Annotated in this window: 23 protein-coding genes; 15 read left to right on the top strand and 8 right to left on the bottom strand. The window is 43.8% G+C overall.

The window, feature by feature from the left end:
* The first annotated feature begins 86 nt into the window (after positions 1-86).
* From SIO70_RS32445 to SIO70_RS32425, 5 genes are all read left to right on the top strand, one after another.
* Positions 87-296: a DUF2892 domain-containing protein gene (locus SIO70_RS32445; RefSeq protein ID WP_320577969.1), complete on the top strand. Its 210-nt coding sequence runs from the start codon at positions 87-89 to the stop codon at positions 294-296.
* Positions 293-532, top strand: a complete 240-nt coding sequence (locus tag SIO70_RS32440; RefSeq protein WP_320577967.1) for a hypothetical protein — start codon at positions 293-295, stop codon at positions 530-532. Before SIO70_RS32445 ends, SIO70_RS32440 begins: the two co-directional genes overlap by 4 nt.
* A 153-nt stretch (positions 533-685) precedes the next feature.
* On the top strand, positions 686-1078 hold the full coding sequence (locus tag SIO70_RS32435) for a hypothetical protein (RefSeq protein ID WP_320577965.1): 393 nt from the start codon (positions 686-688) through the stop codon (positions 1076-1078).
* 228 nt (positions 1079-1306) lie between these two features.
* Positions 1307-1900, top strand: coding sequence for a TlpA disulfide reductase family protein (locus SIO70_RS32430; RefSeq protein WP_320577964.1), 594 nt, complete (start codon positions 1307-1309; stop codon positions 1898-1900).
* A gap of 8 nt (positions 1901-1908) precedes the next feature.
* On the top strand, positions 1909-2535 hold the full coding sequence (locus SIO70_RS32425; RefSeq protein WP_320577962.1) for a TlpA disulfide reductase family protein: 627 nt from the start codon (positions 1909-1911) through the stop codon (positions 2533-2535).
* A 220-nt stretch (positions 2536-2755) separates the two neighbouring features.
* Here SIO70_RS32425 and SIO70_RS32420 read toward each other — a convergent pair whose 3' ends face one another.
* The gene (locus tag SIO70_RS32420) at positions 2756-3190 is read right to left on the bottom strand and encodes an SRPBCC family protein (RefSeq protein ID WP_320577960.1); all 435 of its coding nucleotides are present in this window, start codon (positions 3188-3190) and stop codon (positions 2756-2758) included.
* Between the two features lie 817 nt (positions 3191-4007).
* On the opposite strand from SIO70_RS32420, the gene SIO70_RS32415 reads away from it, so the two are divergent.
* The 3 genes from SIO70_RS32415 to SIO70_RS32405 all read left to right on the top strand — a co-directional run bounded on the left by SIO70_RS32415 (position 4008) and on the right by SIO70_RS32405 (position 6049).
* Positions 4008-4679 (top strand): hypothetical protein, encoded by a 672-nt coding sequence (locus SIO70_RS32415; RefSeq protein ID WP_320577958.1) that lies wholly within the window; start codon positions 4008-4010, stop codon positions 4677-4679.
* A 447-nt stretch (positions 4680-5126) separates the two neighbouring features.
* Entirely contained in the window at positions 5127-5693 is a 567-nt protein-coding gene (locus SIO70_RS32410; protein ID WP_320577956.1) for a DUF6934 family protein, read from the top strand.
* A complete protein-coding gene (locus SIO70_RS32405) occupies positions 5690-6049 on the top strand; it encodes a hypothetical protein (RefSeq protein WP_320577954.1) in 360 nt (119 codons plus the stop codon). Before SIO70_RS32410 ends, SIO70_RS32405 begins: the two co-directional genes overlap by 4 nt.
* Positions 6050-6168: 119 nt before the next feature.
* Here the strand turns inward: SIO70_RS32405 and SIO70_RS32400 are convergent, their stop codons facing one another.
* Positions 6169-6675 carry a hypothetical protein gene (locus SIO70_RS32400; protein ID WP_320577953.1) on the bottom strand — a complete coding sequence of 169 codons (507 nt, stop codon included), beginning with the start codon at positions 6673-6675 and terminating at the stop codon, positions 6169-6171.
* Positions 6676-6977: 302 nt separating this feature from the next.
* On the opposite strand from SIO70_RS32400, the gene SIO70_RS32395 reads away from it, so the two are divergent.
* Together SIO70_RS32395 and SIO70_RS32390 are read left to right on the top strand one after the other, a co-directional pair.
* Entirely contained in the window at positions 6978-8621 is a 1644-nt protein-coding gene (locus SIO70_RS32395) for a DUF1800 domain-containing protein (protein ID WP_320577951.1), read from the top strand.
* A 28-nt stretch (positions 8622-8649) separates the two neighbouring features.
* Positions 8650-10233, top strand: a complete 1584-nt coding sequence (locus SIO70_RS32390; protein ID WP_320577950.1) for a DUF1501 domain-containing protein — start codon at positions 8650-8652, stop codon at positions 10231-10233.
* Here SIO70_RS32390 and SIO70_RS32385 read toward each other — a convergent pair.
* A complete protein-coding gene (locus SIO70_RS32385) occupies positions 10170-10478 on the bottom strand; it encodes a hypothetical protein (RefSeq protein WP_320577948.1) in 309 nt (102 codons plus the stop codon). The two genes, SIO70_RS32390 and SIO70_RS32385, sit on opposite strands and share 64 nt — an antisense overlap.
* Before the next feature lie 85 nt (positions 10479-10563).
* Between SIO70_RS32385 and SIO70_RS32380 the strand changes: the two genes are divergently transcribed.
* Together SIO70_RS32380 and SIO70_RS32375 are read left to right on the top strand one after the other, a co-directional pair.
* Positions 10564-10902 carry a hypothetical protein gene (locus SIO70_RS32380; RefSeq protein ID WP_320577946.1) on the top strand — a complete coding sequence of 113 codons (339 nt, stop codon included), beginning with the start codon at positions 10564-10566 and terminating at the stop codon, positions 10900-10902.
* A gap of 85 nt (positions 10903-10987) precedes the next feature.
* On the top strand, positions 10988-13432 hold the full coding sequence (locus tag SIO70_RS32375) for a TonB-dependent receptor (protein ID WP_320577944.1): 2445 nt from the start codon (positions 10988-10990) through the stop codon (positions 13430-13432).
* Positions 13433-13627: 195 nt separating this feature from the next.
* Here SIO70_RS32375 and SIO70_RS32370 read toward each other — a convergent pair whose 3' ends face one another.
* On the bottom strand, positions 13628-14095 hold the full coding sequence (locus SIO70_RS32370; protein ID WP_320577942.1) for a hypothetical protein: 468 nt from the start codon (positions 14093-14095) through the stop codon (positions 13628-13630).
* Between the two features lie 236 nt (positions 14096-14331).
* Between SIO70_RS32370 and SIO70_RS32365 the strand changes: the two genes are divergently transcribed.
* The gene (locus tag SIO70_RS32365) at positions 14332-14616 is read left to right on the top strand and encodes a hypothetical protein (protein WP_320577941.1); all 285 of its coding nucleotides are present in this window, start codon (positions 14332-14334) and stop codon (positions 14614-14616) included.
* Between the two features lie 64 nt (positions 14617-14680).
* A complete protein-coding gene (locus tag SIO70_RS32360) occupies positions 14681-15025 on the top strand; it encodes a hypothetical protein (protein WP_320577939.1) in 345 nt (114 codons plus the stop codon).
* A 78-nt stretch (positions 15026-15103) separates the two neighbouring features.
* On the opposite strand, the gene SIO70_RS32355 is transcribed toward SIO70_RS32360, so the two are convergent.
* Positions 15104-15409 (bottom strand): hypothetical protein, encoded by a 306-nt coding sequence (locus SIO70_RS32355; protein ID WP_320577937.1) that lies wholly within the window; start codon positions 15407-15409, stop codon positions 15104-15106.
* A 16-nt stretch (positions 15410-15425) separates the two neighbouring features.
* Positions 15426-17183: an ABC transporter ATP-binding protein gene (locus tag SIO70_RS32350; RefSeq protein WP_320577936.1), complete on the bottom strand. Its 1758-nt coding sequence runs from the start codon at positions 17181-17183 to the stop codon at positions 15426-15428.
* Between the two features lie 231 nt (positions 17184-17414).
* On the opposite strand from SIO70_RS32350, the gene SIO70_RS32345 reads away from it, so the two are divergent.
* The gene (locus SIO70_RS32345) at positions 17415-19541 is read left to right on the top strand and encodes an elongation factor G (protein WP_320577934.1); all 2127 of its coding nucleotides are present in this window, start codon (positions 17415-17417) and stop codon (positions 19539-19541) included.
* Between the two features lie 196 nt (positions 19542-19737).
* Here the strand turns inward: SIO70_RS32345 and SIO70_RS32340 are convergent, their stop codons facing one another.
* Together SIO70_RS32340 and SIO70_RS32335 are read right to left on the bottom strand one after the other, a co-directional pair.
* Entirely contained in the window at positions 19738-21375 is a 1638-nt protein-coding gene (locus tag SIO70_RS32340) for a RagB/SusD family nutrient uptake outer membrane protein (protein WP_320577932.1), read from the bottom strand.
* 27 nt (positions 21376-21402) lie between these two features.
* Positions 21403-24435, bottom strand: a complete 3033-nt coding sequence (locus SIO70_RS32335; RefSeq protein WP_320577930.1) for a TonB-dependent receptor — start codon at positions 24433-24435, stop codon at positions 21403-21405.
* Between the last annotated feature and the right edge of the window lie 56 nt (positions 24436-24491).

The following is a 24491-nucleotide window of genomic DNA, read 5'->3' as shown; positions in this document are numbered from 1 at the left end:
GCTTTTCCAGTGGATGTGCTTACAAATACATTGTCGTGTTTTGCAGAAGTGGTAGTATTTATTAATCTGACAAAAAATCAGGAACAATGAAAAAGAATATGGGAACGACAGACAAGGTAATCCGCATCGGGATAGCCGTTGTTATTGCAGTATTATATTTTACCAACGTTATTTCGGTAACATGGGCAATCCTATTAGGCATTTTAGCATTGGTATTCTTGCTTACTTCGTTCTTCAGCTTTTGCCCGTTGTATTTCCCCTTTGGTATCAACACTTTTAAAAATAAGAAACAATGAAGCAAAACTTATTACGCGGTTGGAATTTTATGCGTGTGCTACGGTTGGCATTGGGCATTTTCATTATTGTGCAGGGCTTTCAGTCAAAAGAATGGTTGTTTATGGCATTGGGTGGATTATTCACATTGATGCCGTTGCTAAACATTGGTTGTTGCGGTGCTTCAGAATGTAATACAGTCGTTCCAGGGCGAAGCAATAATACAATAGAAGATACAACGTATAAAGAAGTGCACTAAAAAGGACCTGTCTGTTATCATTGGTGTAATTCATAAAATAATTAATCAGGACAAACTAACGCATGAGGCTTTGACCGTATATAGTGTTAAAAAAGGGTAAATCGGACGTTTTTTCTTGTGCTCTTAAATAAATAAGCCGAAATTCGTTAGCTGATGAACAGGACTGTGCTATATAATTTAAGAACCTATCAGCGATACTTCTTTGTATTCGCTACAATGGTTTTGGTACTGCTCTCATCCTGTCCAATCAAAAGCGTTATCAAAAACCTGGCTGGTATTCCAACTAATAAGGAACAGGGATTAACTAAGAAAAGCAACCCTTTCTTTGGAAACGGAGCGGAGAAATGTATCAGTGAAACTTTGGACACGACAATCTCCCAAACGGGTTCTTTCAATACGAATGATTGGTTACCCGCTCTTCTTACGACAGCTTTTGTTTTCCTGCCTGGTTATACACTCTGCAATGAGCTGCCACAGTTTTATGGGAGTTTAAAGATTCCTGGTACGTTACCTATCTTCCTACAGTACCGAAAGCTCATCATTTAATACCATTTCACACATTTGTTTTCTGCTGATAGGCAGAAATGCTATTGTTTTTATTTAGAATAATCTTTGGTCGGCTTTACAACCTGTCAAAAGCGTATGTAGGTTTCATTACATGCGCAGCAGCGGGAACAGGACGACTCAAAAAAAACGTAATTTGTCGCCACAGGATAACATCATTTTAAAGTTTTCCGAACAAATCAAAGAGGGGAAAAATAAACAATAAAATACATGAAAAGACAATTGAATAAGAGAGCCATGCTCATGCCTCTATTATTGATGACGGTCAGTTTTTGTTTTGCAGCCCGCCATCAAAACGAGAAATGGAAACAACCCAATCAAACAGTAACGTCAGCAGATACAACTTCCGTAACCCCGGAATATTCCGGTCCGGATGTCACATTCATGGATGAAAATGGGAACGCAGTATCATTAAAGTCCTTAAAAGGCAAAGTCGTGTTCATTAACTTTTGGGCTACATGGTGTCCACCCTGCAGGCACGAAATGCCTTCCATCAATAAGCTGAAACAATCTTTCACAGGCAATGATAACATCGTGTTTTTGATGGTGATTATAGATGGGAATATCAAAAAGTCAAAAGCATTCATGAAGAAGAATAAGTACGACCTATCGGTGTACATTCCCAATAGTGAAATTCCAGGTAATTTTTTGGGGAGTGCTATACCTACTACGGTTATCCTTGCCAGGAATGGAGATATGATTGCCCGCATAGAGGGCGGCAGGGATTATACTTCTCCCGAAATAACAAAAGCCCTGAACGAATTAGTTCAAATTTATCAGCCCGCATTGCTGACGAATAAATAAACGGAATTATGCTGAATAATAAAGAGATTTTAAAGGGAAAGGTGTCTGCGAATAAGTTCGGACAATTCATCAGAAGAAATGTTTTTTCTATCCTGATGGGAATATTTATTGTTGTCATACTGGTTAGCCCTGATGCAAAATCCTGGGTGCTGCGGCAATTGATGGCTACGGGGGTATTTAATGCCCGGATAGAAGAAAAAGGTTACGATGCTACAACTCAGGCTGTCACTGACTTTGATTTTGAAGACGGGAAAGGCACGGTTCAGAATACAGCATCTTTGCGGGGAAAAGTTGTGTTCATCAATTTTTGGGCATCGTGGTGTCCGCCATGCAGGGCTGAATTTCCTTCCATTGAAACGCTTTATTCCACGTTCAGGAACAATCCCAATATTTTTTTTCTAACGGTTAACGAAGACGATGAGCTTTCAGCGGCTGATGCGTATCTGAAAAAAGAAAATTTTACGGTTCCCTTTTACAAAACCAAAGGCATTGTGCCAGGTAGTATTTATACGGGAACATTACCTACCACCATCGTACTGGATAAGAACGGTACAATCAGGTTCCGGCACGAGGGCTTTGCCAACTATGGGGCTGAAAAATTCATAAAACAGATAGAAGATTTGATAAAGGAATAGTTTAACAACAAAAATTTTTCATGAAAAAGTTAAGTTCATTGCTGGTAGTATTGATGTGTCTGATGTCAATCAGGGCTTTTAGTCAACAAAAAACAGTTGAGGTCTTTAAACCTGCCGAAGCTCACAGGAGCCATTATGATGCGCTTTACGTGCTGAGGGTTGGGCAGTAGTTCATCCCTGATTGAACAACATTTCAATCTCAAAAACCTTTTATGGAATGTCAATAGATATATACATAATTCTTTGCGAGATAGTTTTTCAGGTTACTTCCAGGTATTTGTTTCCATCCGTCTTCAAATCTGGGCCTTGCAAAATGCAGGTCATGAGGAAAACTTGCCAGCCCGGTATGAGTAAGTTTAAGCCTTGTTTTATCTCCTTCTTTAAATAATTCAAAAGTAACTTCCGAGCTGCCGGAATAGCCATTATAAATCCAACTGTGTGCTAATATCCGACCGTCTTCAACTTTCGTAACGCGCCATTCTTTTTGATATGGTGATCCATCATTAGAAAAGACAAACTCAAAATCAACAACTGGCTTGAATTTTCTCAATTGAGGAAAATACCACTCTCTCATTTTATTTTCGTCAGACAGTGCCTGCCAGACTTTTTCTATTGAAGCATAGTAAATCTGTTCAAATTCGAATGGAGTTTCCATAGTTTATCATCGTTGAATAAATAATAAAGTATTATCGAAAAATCAGTAAAGGTCGCTTTTTGGGCAAAATGATACTCTAGTTAGACTACGAATCTTATTTTCACCTTCGCAAGTGAACAACCAAATTTCATCTCCCTTTTGAACATTTTGATCTTTGAATCTGTAGGCATGAAACCACTTATTTGAAATATTGTTATCATCGGTATAACTGGTCTCGAACTACATCGTATTTAGATTTGCATTCTCCAAAACCTTAATTTCTACTTTTTCCGATTCGTGTGATCCCTCATTAATTACATTAGTTATTGTAAGTTTCATTGTCAATACCCGATTTATGTTGTTCAGGTTGGAATCAATATAAAAATTCTAAACGTAAGTCTTATATCTATGTGATTATCATTATTTTTAGTTCGTAAAGGGTCTTTAAATCTTGATAGAACCGGTTCGGGAATTGTCTTACCGGGGTCACAACAAAAGCATCAAGCAGTATTTAAGCCGCATAAATCACATGATTTACGCGGCTTTTCTGTTTTATGGCTGCCTTCAATCAACACTATACCATATCTTTGAAACCTTAAAACGCAGTTCTTTTTTGTGCTCTTCTTAGAGGGGATAACATCATGAGGGGGTATCATCACCGGAATTTATACCCCAAAAGTAAGTCCATTAAGAGGAGGTATGTTTTTTAAGAAATTATCAGCAAAAAGACTGTCTGAAAGCCAATGAAGAAAGATTGGTTTTTGCTTTGAACAGCTTGCTGAATTTTACTGTTCAAATGAAAATAATAGCATTGAAATAGCTACTAAAATCAGTTCTAATGAGAAAAGTTTTATTGATTACTTTGGGAATGAGTGCGTTTTTTGGGACATCGTCTCAAGCGCAGAATATTTCTCTGGCTCCTGATAAAGTCATTCCTTACCAGGTAACTGTTGCGCAGTCAGATTATAAGGGTAAAAACGCGCTGGCTTTACAAATGCCGAACAGCGCCATTAACGAAAAGACATTTGCATTGCTCAAAAATATCGATTTTCATAATGGTATTATAGAAGCAACCATTTCAGGACAACCACAGACGAATGCTGGGGAAAGCGCCCGTGGGTTTGTTGGCATTGCCTTTCGGGTGAGTAAGGATACCTCCAGGATGGAGTTGTTTTACATTCGACCAACCAACGGCCGGGCAAATGATCAGGTACGGAGGAATCATTCGACTCAGTATGTTTCTTTGCCGGGCTATCCCTGGGAGAGATCGCGGGAAGAAACACCAGAAAAATACGAGGCTTATGCTGATATGATGCCGGCTGAATGGATCAGGGTGAAAATTGAAGTAAAAGATGACACGGCCAAATTCTATATCAATGGTGCGGAACAACCTACTTTGATAGTCAATGACCTGAAGCAGGGAAAAGATCAGCGTGGAAGCGTAGGCCTTTGGATTGGTCCGGGAACGCTTGGTCATTTTACAGATGTGAGCATAAAGAAACTCGATTAAACAAATTCGAATCAGGCAGTGCGATGTAAGCTTTGTTATTTAGAATACGTGGTTTTATTGCAATTTTGAATCAATTGGATGTAGCTTAAAATGCTTGTTCTTTTATAAAATTTCTTATTAGCGTTAATGTGATGGCGGTGCAGGAGATGATTTTGTTCATTTTTAAAATGAATAGAAAATAGGAGGGAGGTAATAGTTTATCTCTGTACATTTATGGTATAGCTGCGAGGGTCGGTAGATCCTTTGCAGCTATTGTGTTTTAGAGGGGAGAGGTGTTTTTATTATCAATTGAAAAACCTGAAAATCAATTAGCCATTTAGGGTAGTATTATTTGCCACAGATAGTACAATCCGATATTAGATAAGATATACTTTATGAGGAAGAAATTGAGCGCACGAAAGTGCGGGAGGGGAGAGTATTGTTAATCCAATTTTAAAATAGCATTCAATGTTTGTTAAGCTTGATTTTGATAGGGTATATCAGGTTGATGTTGAGAAAGGGAATGAGGGGGAGGGATTTTTTTATACGGTTTTGAGGAGTGGAAGGAAAAAGAGGATCAAGGTTCAAATAAATGATAGGCCACATGAGTTATTGGATAATGTCTATAATCTGGCATTCGGTCCGGTAGATCGGAAGGAGCGAATAAAGGATATGGAGAGTCTAAAACATGCTGATTATTCTATGGTATTTTCAACTATTTTGAATTTTGCCGGATGGTATTTAATGCAACACCCGGATCGCAGTGTTGGCTTAGATGGATCAACAAATTCCAGGGCTTACTATTACTTCCGGATGATTAAGCAGAATTGTGATTATTTGAGTAAGCGATTCGATATGTATGGTATTAAATATTACGTGAGGATAAAAAGAAAAGGCACAGGATTATATGAAGCCCCATTTGATTTCAGGGATATACAATCCAGTGCTTACAAGCTCTTAATAGACGAGATAGAAAAAAATAGAGAACTGGAAACGATGTTTAATTATTTCACTTTTGAAAAAATACATAAATGATTAGAATACGGGTAAAAAAACCTAAACATCCAGATTATGATAAGGAATGGTATCCAAAGCCTAGTGTACTGAGTCAAGTATTTAGGCCGACAGGAGCAGTAGATAGAATGATTGAGAAATTGAATTATTTGAGTGAAAAGTTCGATAAAGAAATTCCGGTTGATCAGTCAAATAAATATAGTCTTCTGTATGGAAGTCGGGTAGTAGAGGTGTGTCCTTACCTCAGGGTGAAGTATATGCCTGATTATACTAATCCGGAGGATGTAAAACATTTGGAAATACCACTTGCGGATATCTGGAATTCAAAGAGACCACCAACTGAAGAAGAAATCATAGAGAGTATTGCAGGAATGTGAAGAATACTGGAAAGAGTTAGGAGTAGAATTTGAATAATTGCTCATTGACTTTTCTAATTGCTCATTGACTTCAAATATGGTTTTCCAGCACCCCATCCCTGAATCTTCAGGGGTGGCTTTTATCCCTTTTTCTCCCGCTCCCTGAGTGCATCTTCCTTTTTTAACCCACCCATTATTTTATACATCTTCAAAACAGCACCGGGTTTCAACCGCTCCTCATCATACTCCTCACTAGCTGGTGTGATAATAAAATGAGTCTCATCATGTGTTAAAACACCCGCTAATTCCCTTTTATCTTCCAGCACGAAATAATATTTATCCCCAGCTACCAGCATCTCCTGATCAACACATTTCAATAAAACCAGGTCAAGCGTATCCCATACAGGAAGCAAACTATTATCTTTCAGGTAGATATACAATTCCCCTCTTCTAAAAATATTGCCAGTCAATGTGTAAACAGGTAGCACTGCCTCAGGGTTAGATATCAGATCCGCTAACTGAACATGTTCATCATAAACCGGAATCTCTTTCTCATACCGGTCAAATAATGTTGCGATACTATTAATGCCTAGCCTGGCAGATTTAAAGTATTTAGAAACTGAATTGTCGTCGTTGTATTCAATCATCAACCCGAGATTAATGTCTATTAATTGTTTTGATCGAAATGAATATAGGCGTTTTTTCCTTTGTAAACGGTGGCTGACAAAAGTTTTATCATTTTAAAATTAAATGAGTTTCAAAATGATAAGCATAATATCATATTGAAATTGAAGGTTGTAATAATCCCTAAACAAATCTCCAAACAAATCCACATTTTTCCTCCCACTCATTAAAATTTTTACTAACTTGTACCCTTAATCAGGTACCGTGTAAAAGCCTATATTTTTAAAACTCATCCCTAATACCATATAACCATATCAATTACTTTATGGATCGCAGACAATTCCTTTCGCTATCAGCAAAACGACAGCCAGCAGTGAAAGCGACTACCACCGGTTCGCGTACGGATTCAGGTATTTCCGCATACACCGGCACTTTCGATACCGCTCAGGCAGTGCACCTGCTCAAACGTACCATGTTTGGCGCCACTCCTGAAGATATTGCATGGGTGAAAAGTCTCGGCATGGACCAGGCCGTGGAAGCCCTGCTCACCACCGTCACCGCCGTTACTACCCAACCTGTAAACATCTATGGTGAGGATGAACATGGCATACTTCCCGGTGAAACCTGGGTGAATTCACCCCCACCTTCCTCCGATGATGAAGATGGCAAACGCTGGAACTCCTACAAAGCCTGGTGGCTCGGCGTCATGATCAATCAAGGTCGTAGCATACAGGAGAAAATGACGCTTTTCTGGCATAACCACTTCGTGACCGAAATGGATATGACCCACGACTCCCGCTACATCTACAAGTACAACACCACCCTGCGTGCAAACGCTGTGGGCAATTTCAAAACACTCACGAAAGCAATCACCCTCGACCCAGCCATGCTGAGATACCTGAACGGATACCTCAACTCCAAAGCAGGCGCGGATGAAAACTATGCCCGTGAACTCCATGAATTGTTCACCGTTGGTAAAGGCCCCGATAGCCACTACACCGAAGAAGACGTGCGTGCTACCGCCCGCGTACTCACTGGTTTCCGCATCAATGCCAATACCATCACTACGTACTTTGAGAGTACCGAGCATGATATTGAAAACAAAGAATTCTCCGACTTTTACAGCAATAAAAAGATCACCGGCAAAACCGGTCAGGATGGCGCGACTGAACTCGACGACCTGCTGACTATCATCTTTGCCCAGCCGGAATGCGCGAAATTTATCGTTCGCAAACTGTATCGCTGGTTTGTATACTACCTCATCGACGATGCGGTAGAGACAAATGTGATCACCCCACTGGCAGACATTTTCAGAAATAACAACTACGATCTGCTGCCAGTACTCAGGGCCCTCTTCAAGAGTGAGCACTTTTACGATCCGCTGAATATGTCAGCACTTATCAAAAGTCCGATTGATCACAACGTAGGTTTGGTGCGCGAATTCGGCGTTACCTTCCCGACTGCTTATATGGATGCCTACGACTCCTGGGACAGACTGCGCTCTCACGCAGCCAGCATGCTGCAGGATATTGGGGAACCACCACAGGTAGCCGGCTGGCAGCCTTACTACCAGGAACCTCAATACCATGAAATGTGGATCAACACCGATACCCTGCCTAAGCGTAACCAGCTCACCGATGCCATGATCAGCGAAGGTGGCTATGCAGGTGTGGCGATCGATGTGATGGCCTTTGCACAAAGACTTTCCAATCCTTCCGATCCAAAGCAACTGATCTCTGACTCACTGGATATTTTGTACCGTATAGGTGTATCTGACACCACCAAGGCATGGTTTAAAAATACCATCCTACTGAGTGGGCAGAACCCTGACAGCGACTACTACTGGACAGATGCCTGGAATGCCTGGGTGGCCTATCCTACAGATACTGCATTGCGCACAGTCGTTGAAAGCCGTCTGCGTACGCTGTACAAATACCTGATGAACCTATCCGAATATCAACTATCCTGATCTTTAGAAAGACCTATACTCTATCAATATGAAACGTAGAGATTTTCTTAAATATACCGCGCCGGCCGCTATTCTGCCAACCTTCATCAACGGGTTTGCAGTAAAGGCTTTTGGCTCTTCCTCATTATTGTCGGCACTTGAAAGTGCTTCGGCGGACAACGATCACGTTCTGGTTATGATCCAGCTGGTCGGTGGGAACGATGGCCTGAACATGGTCGTGCCTATCGATCTCTATGATAAATACCAGGCTATTCGTCCAAATATCGCCATCCCCCAGGGTAAGCTGTTACCACTGGTGAATAATGTAAAAACAGGGTTACATCCTGCTATGACCGGGGTGCAGCAGTTATATGAAGAAGGGAAGGTCTGCATCATTCAGAGCGTAGGCTATCCTTCACCGAACTACTCACACTTCCGCGCTACCGATATATGGGTATCTGGTTCTGATGCGAATGAGATTGTCGAAACAGGATGGGGTGGTCGCTATCTTGATACACAATACCCGGGTTATCCTGATGGGTATCCGAACGATGAAAATCCTGATCCGCTGGCGATCCAGATTGGTTCTATCGTATCTCCTGCTTTCCAGGGGGCGAATACCAATACGGGGATTGCGATTTCCAGCGCGACGGATTTTTATAACCTGTTAGATGACGTAGCGGACCCGGTTCCGGATACGCATGCAGGGGTAGAACTAGCTTATATACGCCTGATCGCCAAGCAGACAAATAAGTTTTCAGATGCTATCAAGAAAGCGGCACAGAATGTCACTTCTCAAAGTGAATACCCGGATACGCAACTGGGCAGACAGCTGAAAATCGTAGCCAGACTGGTAGCAGGCGGATTGAAAACAAGGATGTACATGGTAAGCATGGGCTTCTTTGATACCCACGCCAGCCAGACAGAGGGTGGAGATAACACCACTGGTTATCATGCTGAATTGTTGACAGAACTGTCAGAAGGGATCAAGGCATTTATGGATGACCTGACCAAACTGAAAGCGTCCCGCAGAGTAGTGGGTATGACTTTTTCTGAATTTGGCCGTCGTATTAAATCCAACAGCAGTATGGGTACGGATCACGGTGCTGCTGCGCCGATGATTGTATTTGGCGATTATGTACAACAGGGGATCCTGGGGACTTCGCCGGATATTCCGGATAGCGGGTCTGTGGCGGATAATACCCCGATGCAGTACGATTTTCGGTCAGTATATGCGAGTTTGCTGGAACAGTGGTTCTGTGTGGACAATACGACGTTGCAATCTATTTTGTTCAAGGATTACCAGCGCTTACCAATTGTAAGCGGTATAGCTTGTGGTACCATTACAGGTATTGATGATGTGAATAATGGTAGTAAGGGGTTGATAACCAACTATCCTAACCCGTTTGTAGATACGACTACCCTGAAGTACAAAACTCGTGGCGGGCATACTATGATCCAGATCTTTGATACCATGGGTCGTTTGGTGGCGGTGCCTGTGAATAATGTGCTGGCAGGAGGGGAGTATACAACGGTGTTTGATAGCAAAAAGCTGGCGGCTGGTATCTTCTATGCCCGATTGCAGAACGGGGTGTACCAGGAGGTGAGATCTATGCTGAAAGTGAAGGTATAACCAATAATGCTGTACCAGGAGGTGAGATCTATGCTGAAAGTGAAGGTATAACCAATAATGCTGTACCAGGAGGTGAGATCTATGCTGAAAGTGAGGGTATAGCCAATAATGCTGTACCAGGAGGTGAGATCTATGTTGAAAGTGAAGGTATAACCAATAATGCTGTACCAGGAGGTGAGATCTATGCTGTAAGTGAGGGTATAGCCAATAATATTTAATATATAAATGGGGTCGTATGGTAACATGCGTCCCCATTTCTTTTTCACCACTCATCATTATATTTAACAACATTGTTGCATTTATTAGGAATTCCCCTACCTTTGTTTCACTTTGAAAAACAGGTTCCTACATAAGATACTGGCGATCCTGCTCCTGGGCGTATTTACTTTTAATACGACCCCCAGGGAATTCATACACCAGGTATTTATGGATCACCATGATACCAGGGACACGCCTATCCCGCACGATGGACTTGCTTTTTCTATCAAACACCAGCACTGTAAGTTCCTGCAGATAGAGCCGGAACCTTATCAGCACACCAGTACTTTTTTTGCTGTGCTGGCGCAATCCGTATTATGGAATTATGCTAACCCGGTTATCCCTGCTATTACGCAGGAGGATTACCGCATGTTATCTCCCCGGGCACCTCCTGCCGCTTTCTTCCTTTAATATTCTCTTTTATATCTGATTGAATTGACGCAATGTCAATCGCTATGCATGCATTCATGCATTTATTCTAAACCATTTTATTTTTATGCATTACCTGCGTGTTGTTATATTAAGTATACTGACAGGATTTTCTATTTATTCTCCTGCCTTTGCCGATGATGATGCCGGCAATTCACTGAGTGGATTGGTTACAGACAAATCGAATAATACCCCATTACCGGGTGTGACCGTTTATTTTCCAGACCTGCATGTAGGTGCTTCTACAGATGCGCAGGGCCATTACGAGATCAAAAATTTACCAAAAGGAAAGTTCCTGGTAGAGGTGCATTTCATTGGTTATGCGACCCTCACGCAAACAGTTCAGGTGAATGGTGCTACCAACATCAACTTTGGTCTGAGTACTAAAGTGATTGAAGAAAATGAAGTAGTGATTACGGGGGTGAGTCAGGCGACGTCGCTGAAGCAAAACCCGACTCCGGTGAACATTATCAGAAAAGATTATCTGGAATCAAATATATCTACCAATATCATTGATGCAGTGGCCAAGCTGCCAGGGGTAAGTCAGCTAACGACGGGTCCGGCTATATCCAAGCCGTTCATCCGTGGTCTGGGTTACAACCGTGTGGTGGTAATAGGCGATGGTATCAGACAGGAAGGTCAGCAGTGGGGTGATGAGCATGGTATAGAAATCGACGATTATAATGTAAGTAAAATAGAAGTGCTGAAAGGCCCTGCATCACTGGTATATGGTTCCGATGCGCTGGCAGGGGTGGTCAATATCGTACCACCAAGTCCTGAGCCGGCAGGTCATGTGAAAGGCAATATAGCCGCCAATTATCTGTCTAACAATGGCATGATTGCCTATCACGCAGATCTGGCAGGCACAACTCAAAATGGATTTAGCTGGAGTGTGTATGGTACGCAGAAGTTTGCACACGATTATAAGAATAAGTACGATGGATATGTGTATAACTCTAAGTTCCATAATACGAACTATGGTGGTAGCATTGGTATCAATAAAAACTGGGGATCTTCTGTACTGCGTTTTACTTCCTTTAACCAGGAGTTAGGTTTGGTAGAAGGTGATCGTAATGAACTGGGTCAGTTCATCAAGCCTATCAATGATAATGGAGTGGCAGGAGAAGGAGTTGCTACCGATAAGGATTTCAAATCTTATACAATCGGTTTGCCGCGTCAGCAGATCAACCATCAGAAGTTGGTATGGGATAACGATTTCTATATGCAAAATGGTAGCAGATTGAATGTGATCCTGGGGTATCAGTGGAACAGACGCCAGGAGTTTGGAGATGTATTAAATCCGAATGAACCTGAGTTGTACCTGAAGTTGAATACGTTCAACTATGGTGTGAAATATTCATTTGCTGATATGAATGGATGGCAGACTGCTATAGGTGTAAACGGTATGCAGCAGCATAATAATATTCTTTCAGGAAGTGAGTTCCTGGTACCGGGTTACAACCTGTTTGATGCGGGTATCTATGCGGTGACAAGTAAGACCTGGGATAAGCTGACATTCAGCGGTGGTCTGCGTTTTGACAACAGGCATATCAGTGTGCAGGGTTTGATGCTGGATGAAGATGGTAAACCAGTAAGCAGTGGTGGTGAAGAGAAGTTCAATGCACTGAGCAAGAATTTTTCCAACATCTCTGGTAGTGCGGGTCTGAGTTATGCAGCGAGCGATAAGGTGACGCTGAAGGTGAATGTAGCCAGAGGTTTCAGGGCGCCGAATATTTCAGAGATTGGCGCGAATGGTGTGCATGAAGGTACGATCAAGTATGAATATGGGAATGAATCGCTGAAGCCAGAGGTGAGCACACAGGGAGATATTGGAGCGGAGTTTAATTCAGAGCACGTGTCAATGACGGGTAGCTTGTTTTATAATCACATTACAAACTTTATTTATAGCCGTAAGCTGAGTAGTGTGAATGGTGGGGATTCAATTCCTACAACTGATAATGATGAGGGGTATGCGGCATTCCAGTATCAGCAGTCAACAGCTAATTTGTATGGCGGAGAGGTGATGATTGATATACATCCGCATCCGATAGACTGGTTGCACTTTGAGAATACTTTCTCTTATGTGAAGGCGGTGATAGCGAATGGTTCAGATTCAACAAAGTATCTGCCTAATATTCCGGCGGCAAGATGGTTGTCAGAGTTGAAAGGAAAGTTCAAACATGTAGGTGGTATATTCCAGAATGCGTATGCGGGTATACAGATGGATTGGACGTTTGACCAGAACAATGTGTACTATGCATATCAGACAGAGACAGCAACACCGGGATATACATTGTGGAATGCAGGGATAGGTGCAGATGTGGTGAATAGGAATAAGAAGGTGTTGTTCTCATTGCATCTGGCAGCGAATAACCTGACGGATGTAGCTTACCAGAATCATTTGAGCAGATTGAAATATGCGGCGGAGAATGAGGTGACAGGAAGAACAGGGGTGTTTAATATGGGGAGGAATTATAGTGTGAGAGTGGCGATACCGTTGAATTTTAAATAGTCGTTGCGTATACAGATAGAGAAAGAAGGGTCGTCCGGGCGTGGACGACCTTTCTGATTTTTATAGGAGGGGGATGTGTTTGCTGAAAGATGCTATTGCCATTGTAGCTTTGGCTTTGTACACATTGTTTGTTTGATGCATTGTTTGCTTGAGGGGTATTGGTGGTATTTCCATTTGTCCGGATCATCCTGTTATTTATGGACAACTCTGTCTCAAAGCACTAATTAAATTAGTATCATACCTCAATGCTACCGGGTTTGCCGGATCTACAGTAATATCTTCCAGTTTTTCATTTGCCTTATCCAGTCTGAGCCATGCTAAAGTAGATTCGTGGTCTTTTTCGCTGGCGAAGAGTTGGAGAAAGATTTTGCTGCCTTCTTCCCGGTCTATTCTTACTTTTGTATTTTCTTTCTTTGCTGCTTCGGTTTTGAAGCTGGAGCTCATGACGATGTCGGTGATGGCTTTATAGCATTCAGGAGAATAGGAGCCTGACTTTGGTTTGAGCGTAGTACTTGTCGAATCTTTGATGTCTGCATTAGTAGGGGTAGATTCGGCAACGACCTTGTTTACAGCGGTGGTATCGGCACTTGCTTCCTGCGAGGCGGCTGCGCAGGCAGAGAGCAGGGCCATTGAAAGGATGATGAGCAGATTTGATGGACGCATAATGGGTGATTTTGTTTTGAGGAAAGTAACACAAAATACAGGCCAGCAGGAAATCGGCTTGTGGCTGGTTGGAAGAAGAAAGGATATATAAATTATAATTGTAATTTTGCGGTATGAGCCATCAAAGACCAAACTACTTTCTGAGTATGTTATCCATGAAGTGCCCTCATTGCAGGAGGGGGGATATGTTTAAGGATAAGAATCCATATCATTTGAGTTTTAAGAAAATATTCAACATGTATGAACGTTGTCCGGTATGTGGGCAGGTGTATGAGTTGGAGACGGGGTTCTGGTTTGGGACCGGGTATGTGAGTTATGCGCTGGGGGTAGCGTTTTCGGTGTTTACGCTGATTTGTTACTGGGTGTTGATTGGGATTTCGTGGCAGGATGATAGTGTGTTTTGGTGGCTGGGGGTGAATGGGGTATTGCTGGTGTTGTTGCAGCCGTGGATGATGCGGATAAGCAGGGTGATTTATTTGTATTTCTTTGTGTATTATGATGAGGATACGGCGGAGTTGTGATTTGTCATGATTGTCATGAAAGTGCGCAGTATGTACGGCGAAGCGGCGGCAGAGTGGCGGCAAAGTGATAGTGAAGCGACGGCAGCGTGGCGGTAGGGTGATGGTGAAGCGATGGCAGAGTGGTGGTAAAGTGATGGTGAAGCGACGGCAGAGCGGCGGCAAAGTGATAGTGAAGCGACGGCTGCGTGGCGGTAGGATGATGGTGAAGCGATGGCAGAGCGGCGGCAAAGTGATGGTGAAGCGATGGCAGAGTGGTGGTAAAGTGATGGTGAAGCGACGGCAGAGCGGCGGTAAAGTGATGGTAAAGCGACGGCAGAGTAGCAGCAGAGTGATCGCGAAGCGACGACAGCGTGGCGGCGAAACTGCGGGAAATGATTTGTTCAGTTCGCTGAAAATGCCTAACTTATAGTATGGCTAAATTGTTTGATCCCAATCCTTTACAGGGCACTTTTGGAGAAATTACACTTTATTCAGCAAATGGGAATTATTACATGAGAATGAAAAGTTCCCTGACGGCTGAAGAGGTGATGACACTGCCGGCATTTGAGGGTACGCGGCAGAGTGCTGCGCGGTTGGGAAGGGCGTCGAAGATAGCGAGCAGGGTGTATAGGCAGTTGGAGGTGAAGGTGCATGGGGTGTATAGGGAGATGACGGGGAAGGCGACGAAATTATTGAAAGCCGGCGTAAGTGAGGAGCTGGTTTTTTTAAAATTAGAAGAAGAATATTTAAAACTAAAAGAAGAATATTTACCAAAACCAAAGAGGGAAAGTGATACCTCACTTCCCCTCTTCAATATAAAAAAGACAAAACTATCTTTCCCCGATCTGCTGCCTCCACATGGCATAATACAGGCCTTTCTCAGCCAACAGATCAATATGATTCCCTGTCTCAATAATCCTCCCCTTTTCCAGCACAAAAATCTTGTCCGCATGCATAATCGTGGACAACCTATGTGCAATCATCACCGTAATATGCTCACGGGTAGCGGTGATTGCTCTTACAGTATTAGAGATCGCCTCTTCAGTAATAGAATCCAGCGCAGAAGTCGCCTCATCAAATACCAGCAAACGCGGATGGCGAAGGAGTGCACGGGCAATAGAGAGACGTTGTTTCTCGCCGCCTGATACTTTCATGCCACCTTCACCAATCATGGTATCCAGCCCATTATCACCACGGGCCAGCAGGGTGTCGCAACTTGCCTGTTTCAATACGCGCATCATATCTTCATCTGTAGCGCGGGGATTGACGAATAAGAGGTTTTCGCGGATGGTACCTGAGAATAACTGGGTATCCTGTGTCACGAAACCTATCTGTGCGCGTAATTCTTCAATATCAATCTCGGAGCTTTTAATACCGTTGTAGTACAGATTTCCTTCAGCAGGATTGTACAAACCGACAAGTAATTTCACCAGCGTGGTCTTACCAGAGCCGGAAGGGCCGACGAATGCCACCGTTTCACCGGTTTTCACCGTGAAATTGATCTGTTCGAGGGCTTTGGTACTCGCTGTCAGGTGCTGGAATCCTACATTTTCAAATGTGAGGGACTCAATATTGCTGATCCTGACAGGGTTGGAAGGCGTTTCTTCTACCGGGGTATCCAAAATACGCTGGAAATTCAGGAGAGATACCTGTGCCTCCCGGTAAGCGAGGATGATATTGCCCAATTCCTGCAAAGGACCGAAAATGAAGAATGAATACAGCTGTAAGGTGAACAACTGGCCCACCGTTACGGAACCTCCATAAATCAGGTACAGGAGCAGGAAGAGGATCACCTGGCGCAGGAAGTTTACAAAAGTACCCTGTACAAAACTGATACTTCTGATGCTACGCACCTTTTTCAGTTCCAGCATGAGGATACGGATGGTCGTTGAATTGAGACGACGGATCTCCTGGTTAGTAAGCCCAAGGCTTTTTACCAATTCAATGTTACGCAGGGACTCTGTGGTCGCGCCTGCAAGCATGGTCGTTTCCTTGACGATCGTTTTCTGAATAGTCTTGATCTTGCGGCTGAGTACGTTCATGAGCCAGGACAGGAGCAAACAACCACCGGTATATACGAATACCAGGCTTTTGTTTACAGTGTAAGCATACACCATCACGAAAATAACACCTACCAGGGCTACGAAGAGTACATTCACAAAGGCAGTGATGAACTTTTCGCTATCCGTACGTACTTTCTGTAATACAGCGAGGGTTTCGCCACTACGCTGGTCTTCAAATTGCTGGTATGGCAGGCGGAGGGAATGCTTCAGTCCGTCGGTGTAAACACTGGCGCCAAATTTCTGGATAATCACATTTGTGAAGTAATCCTGGAAGGCCTTGGCAATGCGCGAGACCATAGCGACACCCATAGATGCAAGTAGTAGCAGAATAACACCCCTGATATAATCACCCTGCCCACGTGGCATTCCTTTAGCAGTCGTGTTTGGGTGATTCGCGAACCGATCAATCAGCTTTCCAAAAATGTATGGATCAAGCAGGGAAAAAACCTGGTTAATGGTCGCCAATAGTAAAGCCAATCCGATTAACCATTTATATCTTTTCAGATAATGTAAAAACAATTTCATGATGCAAAGAACAGTCTAGATCGCAAATATACGATATTATAAATGTTGCAACATCTTTGACTATGCTACAGGTCATAAAAATTGAGTACCTTAATACTCAGAGAGGGATTTATATAGCTTATAAAAGGTTATAAATCAACAGCAACGCTTCGGCAGCAGCGCCGCTACGGCCACTATTCACCAAAACGGCTTTCCACGTTTACTTCACAATTTTCTCTTAATCAAATTGTTATGAAGACCTATGATGAGAAACACATCAGGAACATTGTTCTATTAGGAGCAGCGAAAAGCGGCAAGACCACACTTTGCGAAACCATGTTATTCGAGGCCGGCATCATTCCCCGACGAGGCAGGGTCGAAGAGGGGAACACGGTCTCCGATTACCATGAAATAGAGCATGACAGGGGTAGCTCGGTATACGCCACCTGTATGCACACAGAGTGGCGTGATTACAAGATCAATATTATTGATACCCCGGGATTGGAAGACTTTATCGGGGAAGTAATTGCATCCATCCGCATCTGTGATACCGCACTCCTCCTGCTGAATGCACAGTACGGCGTAGAAGTGGGTACCGAACTGATTTGGGACTATGTGGATAAGTACCGCAAACCGACTATCGTGGCTGTGAATCAGCTCGATGCAGAACTGGCAAATTTTTCCCGCACTGTCGAAGCTGCAAAGCGGGTATTAGGAAACGCAGTTACGGTGATGCAATACCCTGTGAACCAGGGACCTGGATTTAACAGTGTGATCGACCTGTTGAAAATGACGATGTATAAATTCCCGGAAAAAGGCGGTAAGCCTGAAAAACTACCGATTCCTGAGAGTGAAAAGGAGCAGGCGGAAAAGCTACACAATGAACTCGTAGAAAAAGCCGCCGAAAATGACGATACCCTCATGGAGCATTATTTTGAAAAAGGAAATCTCGATGAAGATGAACTGCGGCAGGGATTGAAAATCGGGATGTTGAAACACGATGTGTTTCCATTGTTTTGTTTATCTGCTTTGAATGATATGGGGAGTGGAAGGCTGATGGGATTTATTGACAATGTTGCGCCATCAGCGGTGGATATGCCTCCAGAAAAAGGCGAAAAAGGTGAAACGATTGCCTGTGATCCGGCAGGCCCTCCGGTGTTGTTTGTATTCAAAACTTTGCTGGAACCGCATATTGGAAAGTTATCGTTTTTTAAAGTGTTGTCGGGGGAAGTGAAGGCGGGAGCTGAGTTGTACAATGAGAAGGGGAATACTGCAGAGCGGTTGAATCAGTTATTTATAGCTGACGGCAGGAACCGCAATAATGTGGAGGTACTGCGTACAGGAGATATCGGCTGTACTTTGAAACTGAAAAATACTTTGACTAATCATACATTGGGAGAGAAGGGGAGTGTGCAGGTGGAAGCGATTCATTTTCCTACACCCAATGTGCGGGTAGCAATCGAGCCTGTGAATAAGGGGGATGATGAAAAACTGAGCGAAGTGCTGGCAGAAATTCATATGGAAGATCCTACTTTGGAAATTGAATATAACCGTGAATTGAAACAGGTGATTTTGCATGGGCAGGGTGAATTACATTTAGCATTGACCAAATGGCGACTGGAACATATTTATAAAATGCCGATCGATTTTATTCCTGCGAAAATACCATACAGGGAAACGATCAGACAGGCTGCACAGTCCACTTACAGGCATAAAAAACAATCGGGTGGTTCGGGGCAGTTTGCAGAAGTGTATATAAAAATAGAACCTTACTATGATGGTATGCCTCCGTTTAAAGAACATCCGGTACGTGATACGGAGACGGTAGAATTAAACTGGGGTGGTAAGCTGGTATTCAATAATTGTATTGTAGGTGGCGCCATCGATACACGGTTTTTACCTTCTATTATGAAGGGGATTATGGAGAAGATGAATGAGGGACCTTTGACAGGCTCTTATGTGCGGGACATCAGGGTGAGTGTATATGATGGTAAAATGCATCCTGTGGATAGTAATGATATTTCATTTAAGATTGCGGGGATGATGGCGTTTAAAGATGCTTTTCATCAGGCGGCACCGTTACTATTAGAACCGGTGTATGATGTGGAGACGACTGCGCCGGATGATATGGCGGGCGATGTGATGGGAGAGTTGCAGAGCAGGCGAAGTTTGATTACAGGGATGGATTCTGAGAATGGATACCAGATTATTAAAGCGCGCACGCCGCAGGCTGAATTGGATAAGTTATTTGCAGCATTGCGAAATGTGACGCAGGGGAAAGCGAGGGTGAAAGCGGTGTTTGCAGAGTATGCGGCTGTGCCGGGGGAATTGCAGAAGAAGCTGATGGAGGAGTATAAGAATGTAGAATTAGTGGGGTGATAAAAACAAAATGTTGGATTTGTTTCAGGAAAAAATGAAGATGTATCATAAGTGGCCAGAAGGAGCTGAGAATTTCATGTATGAAAAAACGCTCCATCAGGTACCCGAATAAAAAGGGGCTGTCTCGAAGTTTTGAGACAGCCCCTTTTTTCATTCAGTTAGCTAAAGGTGTCAGCTATCCTTTATTAAACTTTTATTAATAACCCGGATTCTGTGTCAGGTTCGGATTCAACTTAATGGCATTAGTAGGGATCGGGAAGATACGGTGATTCACATCAGCATCTGTTTTGAAACCCCAGCTGTTTTCAAATTTACCAAAGCGGATCATGTCATTTCTATGCCATGCTTCCATTGCGAACTCTCTGGTTCTTTCATTATAGATAGAATCCAGTGTGATATTCGTCCAGGCTGCGCTGGTAGTACGTTGTGCTCTTACCTGGTTGACCAGGCTCAGTGCAGAAGCACCGTTGGTAGCGCTACCACCACGTTGAATTGCTTCAGCTTTCATCATCAGGATGTCGGCATATCTGAATACAGGAATGTCGTTGTTCTGGTTACGGTTTGCAGATGTTGCATCAGGATAGAACTTGATGTTACGATAACCCATGTTCCAGGCTACTTCGTCATTACCACAATCGAACAGGTCAGTACTTTGTCTCAGCACCACATCAGGAGTCAGGTCCAGCTGATAGGTGTAAGAAGCGGTGTTACCTGCATAGGTGATTGCATCATAACCTGCATAAGTAGTGGTGATGGTGATAGGTGTACCATCCTGTTTGTATTGTTTACCATGCAGCCATTGACCGTTACGTACATCATTGTCATCATAAAAGTAGGCATAGTAGGAAGGTATGGTACTTCTGGGAGCACCTGGTACGAATGGAATGCTGAAGTAGTTGTAACCGGCGCCTGCAGCTACGTTACCCATAGAGCGGGGCACATCGTAACGGCTGTGAATATTTACGCCTCTGAACGGCCATGAGCCATTGCTGAAGTTAGGATCGTATGGAATAGCGAAGATGAATTCAGGGGTAGCAGGACCGTTATTGTATTTGAACATATCCAGGTAGCTACCGCTGCTGGCCAGGGAGTACAGGTTAGCGTTAATAACACTGTCGCAGGCAATGATTGCATCGTTGTAACGTTGAGTGCCGGTGTAGTATTCAGCATTCAGGTACAATTTTGCCAGCAGGGAAAACGCCATGAATTTGTTTGCTCTGCCGTAGGTAGAGGTACCGGTTGCCCTGCTCAGGTAAGGCAGTGCACTGGTGATTTCTTTTTCAATCCAGTTGAAAGTAACGGAGCGATCTACATTTTCATGCGGCGTATAGTCACCAGCTACAGTATCCAGTGGTACACGTCCGTAGTTGTCCATCATCCAGAAATAAGCCAGGGCACGGATCATTTTTATTTCGGCAAGATGCCTGCTTTTAGTAGCGCCATCTGTTTCGGTGGTGCCGAGGATGTCGAGTGTCTGGTTAGATACACCGATGATAGTAGAGAGCCAGGTCCAGTTACCATTTACATAACCATTATCCCTGGTCCAGGTGTGGTAGTGCATTTGCACGTTTTGTCCACCATCGTACCAGTTACCGCCACGGGCGGGCATGATGGTTTCGTCTGTACTTAAAGAGTTCTGCATTTGCCATTCAACGCCGTAGTTACCTCTCAGTACTACATACACGGGACCGGATGCGGTGATGAAGGAAGCAGAATCCTGTGGGTAGGTATCAGTAGTGAGTTCAGTAGTCACTGGTACTTCTAGCTTATGACAAGCAAAGCTTGCTGTCACCAGCGCTGAAGAAAGTAAATATTTTATGATTGAGCGTTTCATACTTCTCGTTTGTTAAAATGATAAATATTAGAGGGACAGGTTTGCGCCGATGAGGAAGGTGCGTGTTTTTGGGTAGAAGTTGTTATAATCTACGCCAGGTGCGATGCCTCCCTGATTCACTTCAGGATCTACCCCTTTATATTTAGTAATGACGAAGAGGTTGTTGCAGGAAACGTACAATCTCAGTTTTTTGATAGCAGGATTGACATTTCCGAAAGTATAAGCCAGTGTTGCGTTATCGAATCGCAGGTAGCTACCTGATTCGATGTAGCGGGAAGAGTATCTGTAAGAGTTGATATCGCTTGCAGATTCATCTTTTGCATCTGCCAGGATGTTCGCATATTGAGCAGTGGCAGGGCGGAACAGGTCAGCCCTGGTAGCATTGAAAATTTTGTTGCCATACACACCTCTCACGAATACGTTCAGGTCCCAGTGTTTGTACCTGAAGGTATTGGACCATCCGTAGATCAGTTTAGGCTGTGCGCTGCCCAGGTAGTGGTAGTCAGTACCGTTAGCAGGTGAGATAGTAGTGGTTCCATCTCTTTTGAGGTATTGAGAGATTCCGCTGGTGTTTTTGCCTGCATATTGGAAGGTAAAAAACTGCCCCAGTGGTTTACCTGTTTTCAGCAATTGCAAACTTGCACCTGATTGAGAAGCACCTTCAGGATAAGCTACAGCAATTGAGTCACCTCCGGAGAACAGTGGGTTGTTCAGGCTGGTCACCTCATTTTTGTTGGAAGCGAGGTTCAGGGTAGAGGTCCAGCCGAAGTCTTTCTGATCAATGATCACACCGTTCAGGCTCAATTCAATACCCTTGTTATTCATGCTACCACCGTTTGCAACGATCGAACCGGTTGGTACCAGGGCAGGATTTACGCTATAAGAATAGATCATGCCGGTGGTGTTTTTGTTATACACTTCGAGTGAACCTGTCAATCTGCTTTTCAGGATAGCGAAGTCCAGGCCGATGTTGGTAGTGGCAGTTTTTTCCCATTTCAGGTCAGCGTTTTGAGCCTGTGTAGGGCCGTATGCCGCCAATGACTGGCCATCATAATAGAAGGAACCGTTACTACCGATGATATATTGAGCAGTGAATGCGCTGAAACCACTTGAGTTACCGGTTACACCATAGCTGGCTCTTAATTTCAGGTCATCAAACAGGTGTTGATCTTTCATGAAAGATTCCTGTGCGATGCGCCAGCCGATACCTACAGAAGGGAAGTAACCCCACCTGTTGTTGGCACCGAATACGGAGCTACCATCGTGACGGATAGAGGCTTGTAATAAATATTTTTCTTTGTAATCGTAGTTCACACGAGCGAAGTCAGAGATCAGTTTAGTTTCCTGGTATACCCCATCGGAGCCGAGGTTGATCTGGGTGGAGTAGGCGTAAGGGTTGCTCAGTGCAAGGTTTCTGAAACCTGTGTTATCAACGGCGAAGTTGTAAGTGGTAGTAGAGAAGCCATCGCCGATGATGTTGCTCTGCCAGGAGTAACCAGCAACGGCGTTGATGTTATGGCCGCCGAAGTGCCTGTTCCAGGAGAGGAAGCTTTCCAGGATTTTATATGTGTTGGTATAAGAAGATCTGGTAGCCTGACCGTTGGTACCGAAGGTTTGTTGCGTGTGACCGGAGGTGCCTGGATCGGGGTTGTTGTACATACCATTATATTCATTGGTGTAGTACTTGGAGAGGTATTGACCGGAGAGAGCGGATACGTTCATGTAAGACACGCTGAGGTCATATGTGAATCCCCATGGCAGCTTTACGTTGGTGGTAAAGTTGGCAGAGAAGTTATTGTTCTTTGTTTCCAGGTTGCTGTTGTTCAGCATAGCAACGGGATTGAAGTAGTTGCTATACTGGAAGTTTTCGAAGTAGGTGCCGTCAGTGTTTTTCACGGGAGAAACGGGCAGATAGATAGCAGATTGCAGGAGGATGGTGTTTCTGTAAGGAACGTCCTTCGCATTGCTGATAGAGTTGGATATATTGAGTCCGAATTTCACATTATCGTTTAGCGCATATTGTTCAACGGCCAATCTGGCGATCATACGTTCCAGAGAGGTTTTCTTGATAATACCTTCTTTGTTGGCATAATTGAGAGTAGCGATATAATTGCTATGTTCAGTACCGCCGCTGAAAGCGATGTTATGATTTTGAGACACGGCGGTTTCTCTTTCGATTTCTTTCTGCCAGTTGGTATGGGCGCCCAGGTCATCGTTAGGGGAGAAGCCGGAATTATTTTTAGTGAGGAAAGCGCGGAGTTCATCGGCGCTCATCACGTCCAGGTTTTTAGATATTTTTTCAGCACCTACATAGGTATTGTAGCTTACCTGGAGGTTACCGGATTTACCTTTGCGGGTGGTTACGATGATCACGCCTGCGGAAGCTCTGTTACCGTAGATAGCGGTAGCGGCGGCATCTTTCAGTACTTCGATGTTGGCGATATCATCGGGAGCGATGAGGGAGATATCCATACCGGGAACACCATCAATTACATAGAAAGGAGTCTGAGATGAGTTGAGGGTGGAGGCACCACGGAGGATAACGGCAGCGGGCTTATTAGGGTCACCGCTGGCGGTAATGTTGAGGCCTGGGACTTTACCCTGCAGGAGTTGTCCGAGGTCCGTAATAGCGCCTCTATTGAGGTCTCCTGGTTTAACGGAGGTGATGGCACTGGTGAGAGCCTGTCTTTTTTGTTTACCATAACCAACGATGGCGACATCGTTTAGTTGGGTAGCGCCAGAAGAGAGAACAATATTGAGAGTAGTATTGTTTCCTACTTTGACTTCCTGGGTTTCGTATCCGATATAGGTAATAACGAGGATATCGTCCGGTGAAGCGTTGATAGTGAATTCCCCTTTTTCGTTTGTGGAAGTTCCTTTTTTGGTAGCTTTTACCATAACGTTTACGCCGATCATAGCTTCACCGGTAGCTGAGGTCACCTTACCTTTAACTGGGGGGCCAAACCTTGCATTGGTATTGGTGCTTCCGGGAGTGATCCGGAGGGGAGATGCGCTGGCTTGGATCTGAATCCCGGCAGTCAGCAATAAGAATGACATCATTCTTATCGTGGTTCCTGGTCTAAACTGCAATCGATTGCAATTTCTGCGAATAGCAG

This window comes from Chitinophaga sancti, from assembly GCF_034087045.1.
Classification (GTDB): domain Bacteria; phylum Bacteroidota; class Bacteroidia; order Chitinophagales; family Chitinophagaceae; genus Chitinophaga; species Chitinophaga sancti_B.
This window is presented reverse-complemented; position numbering and strand designations above follow the sequence as displayed.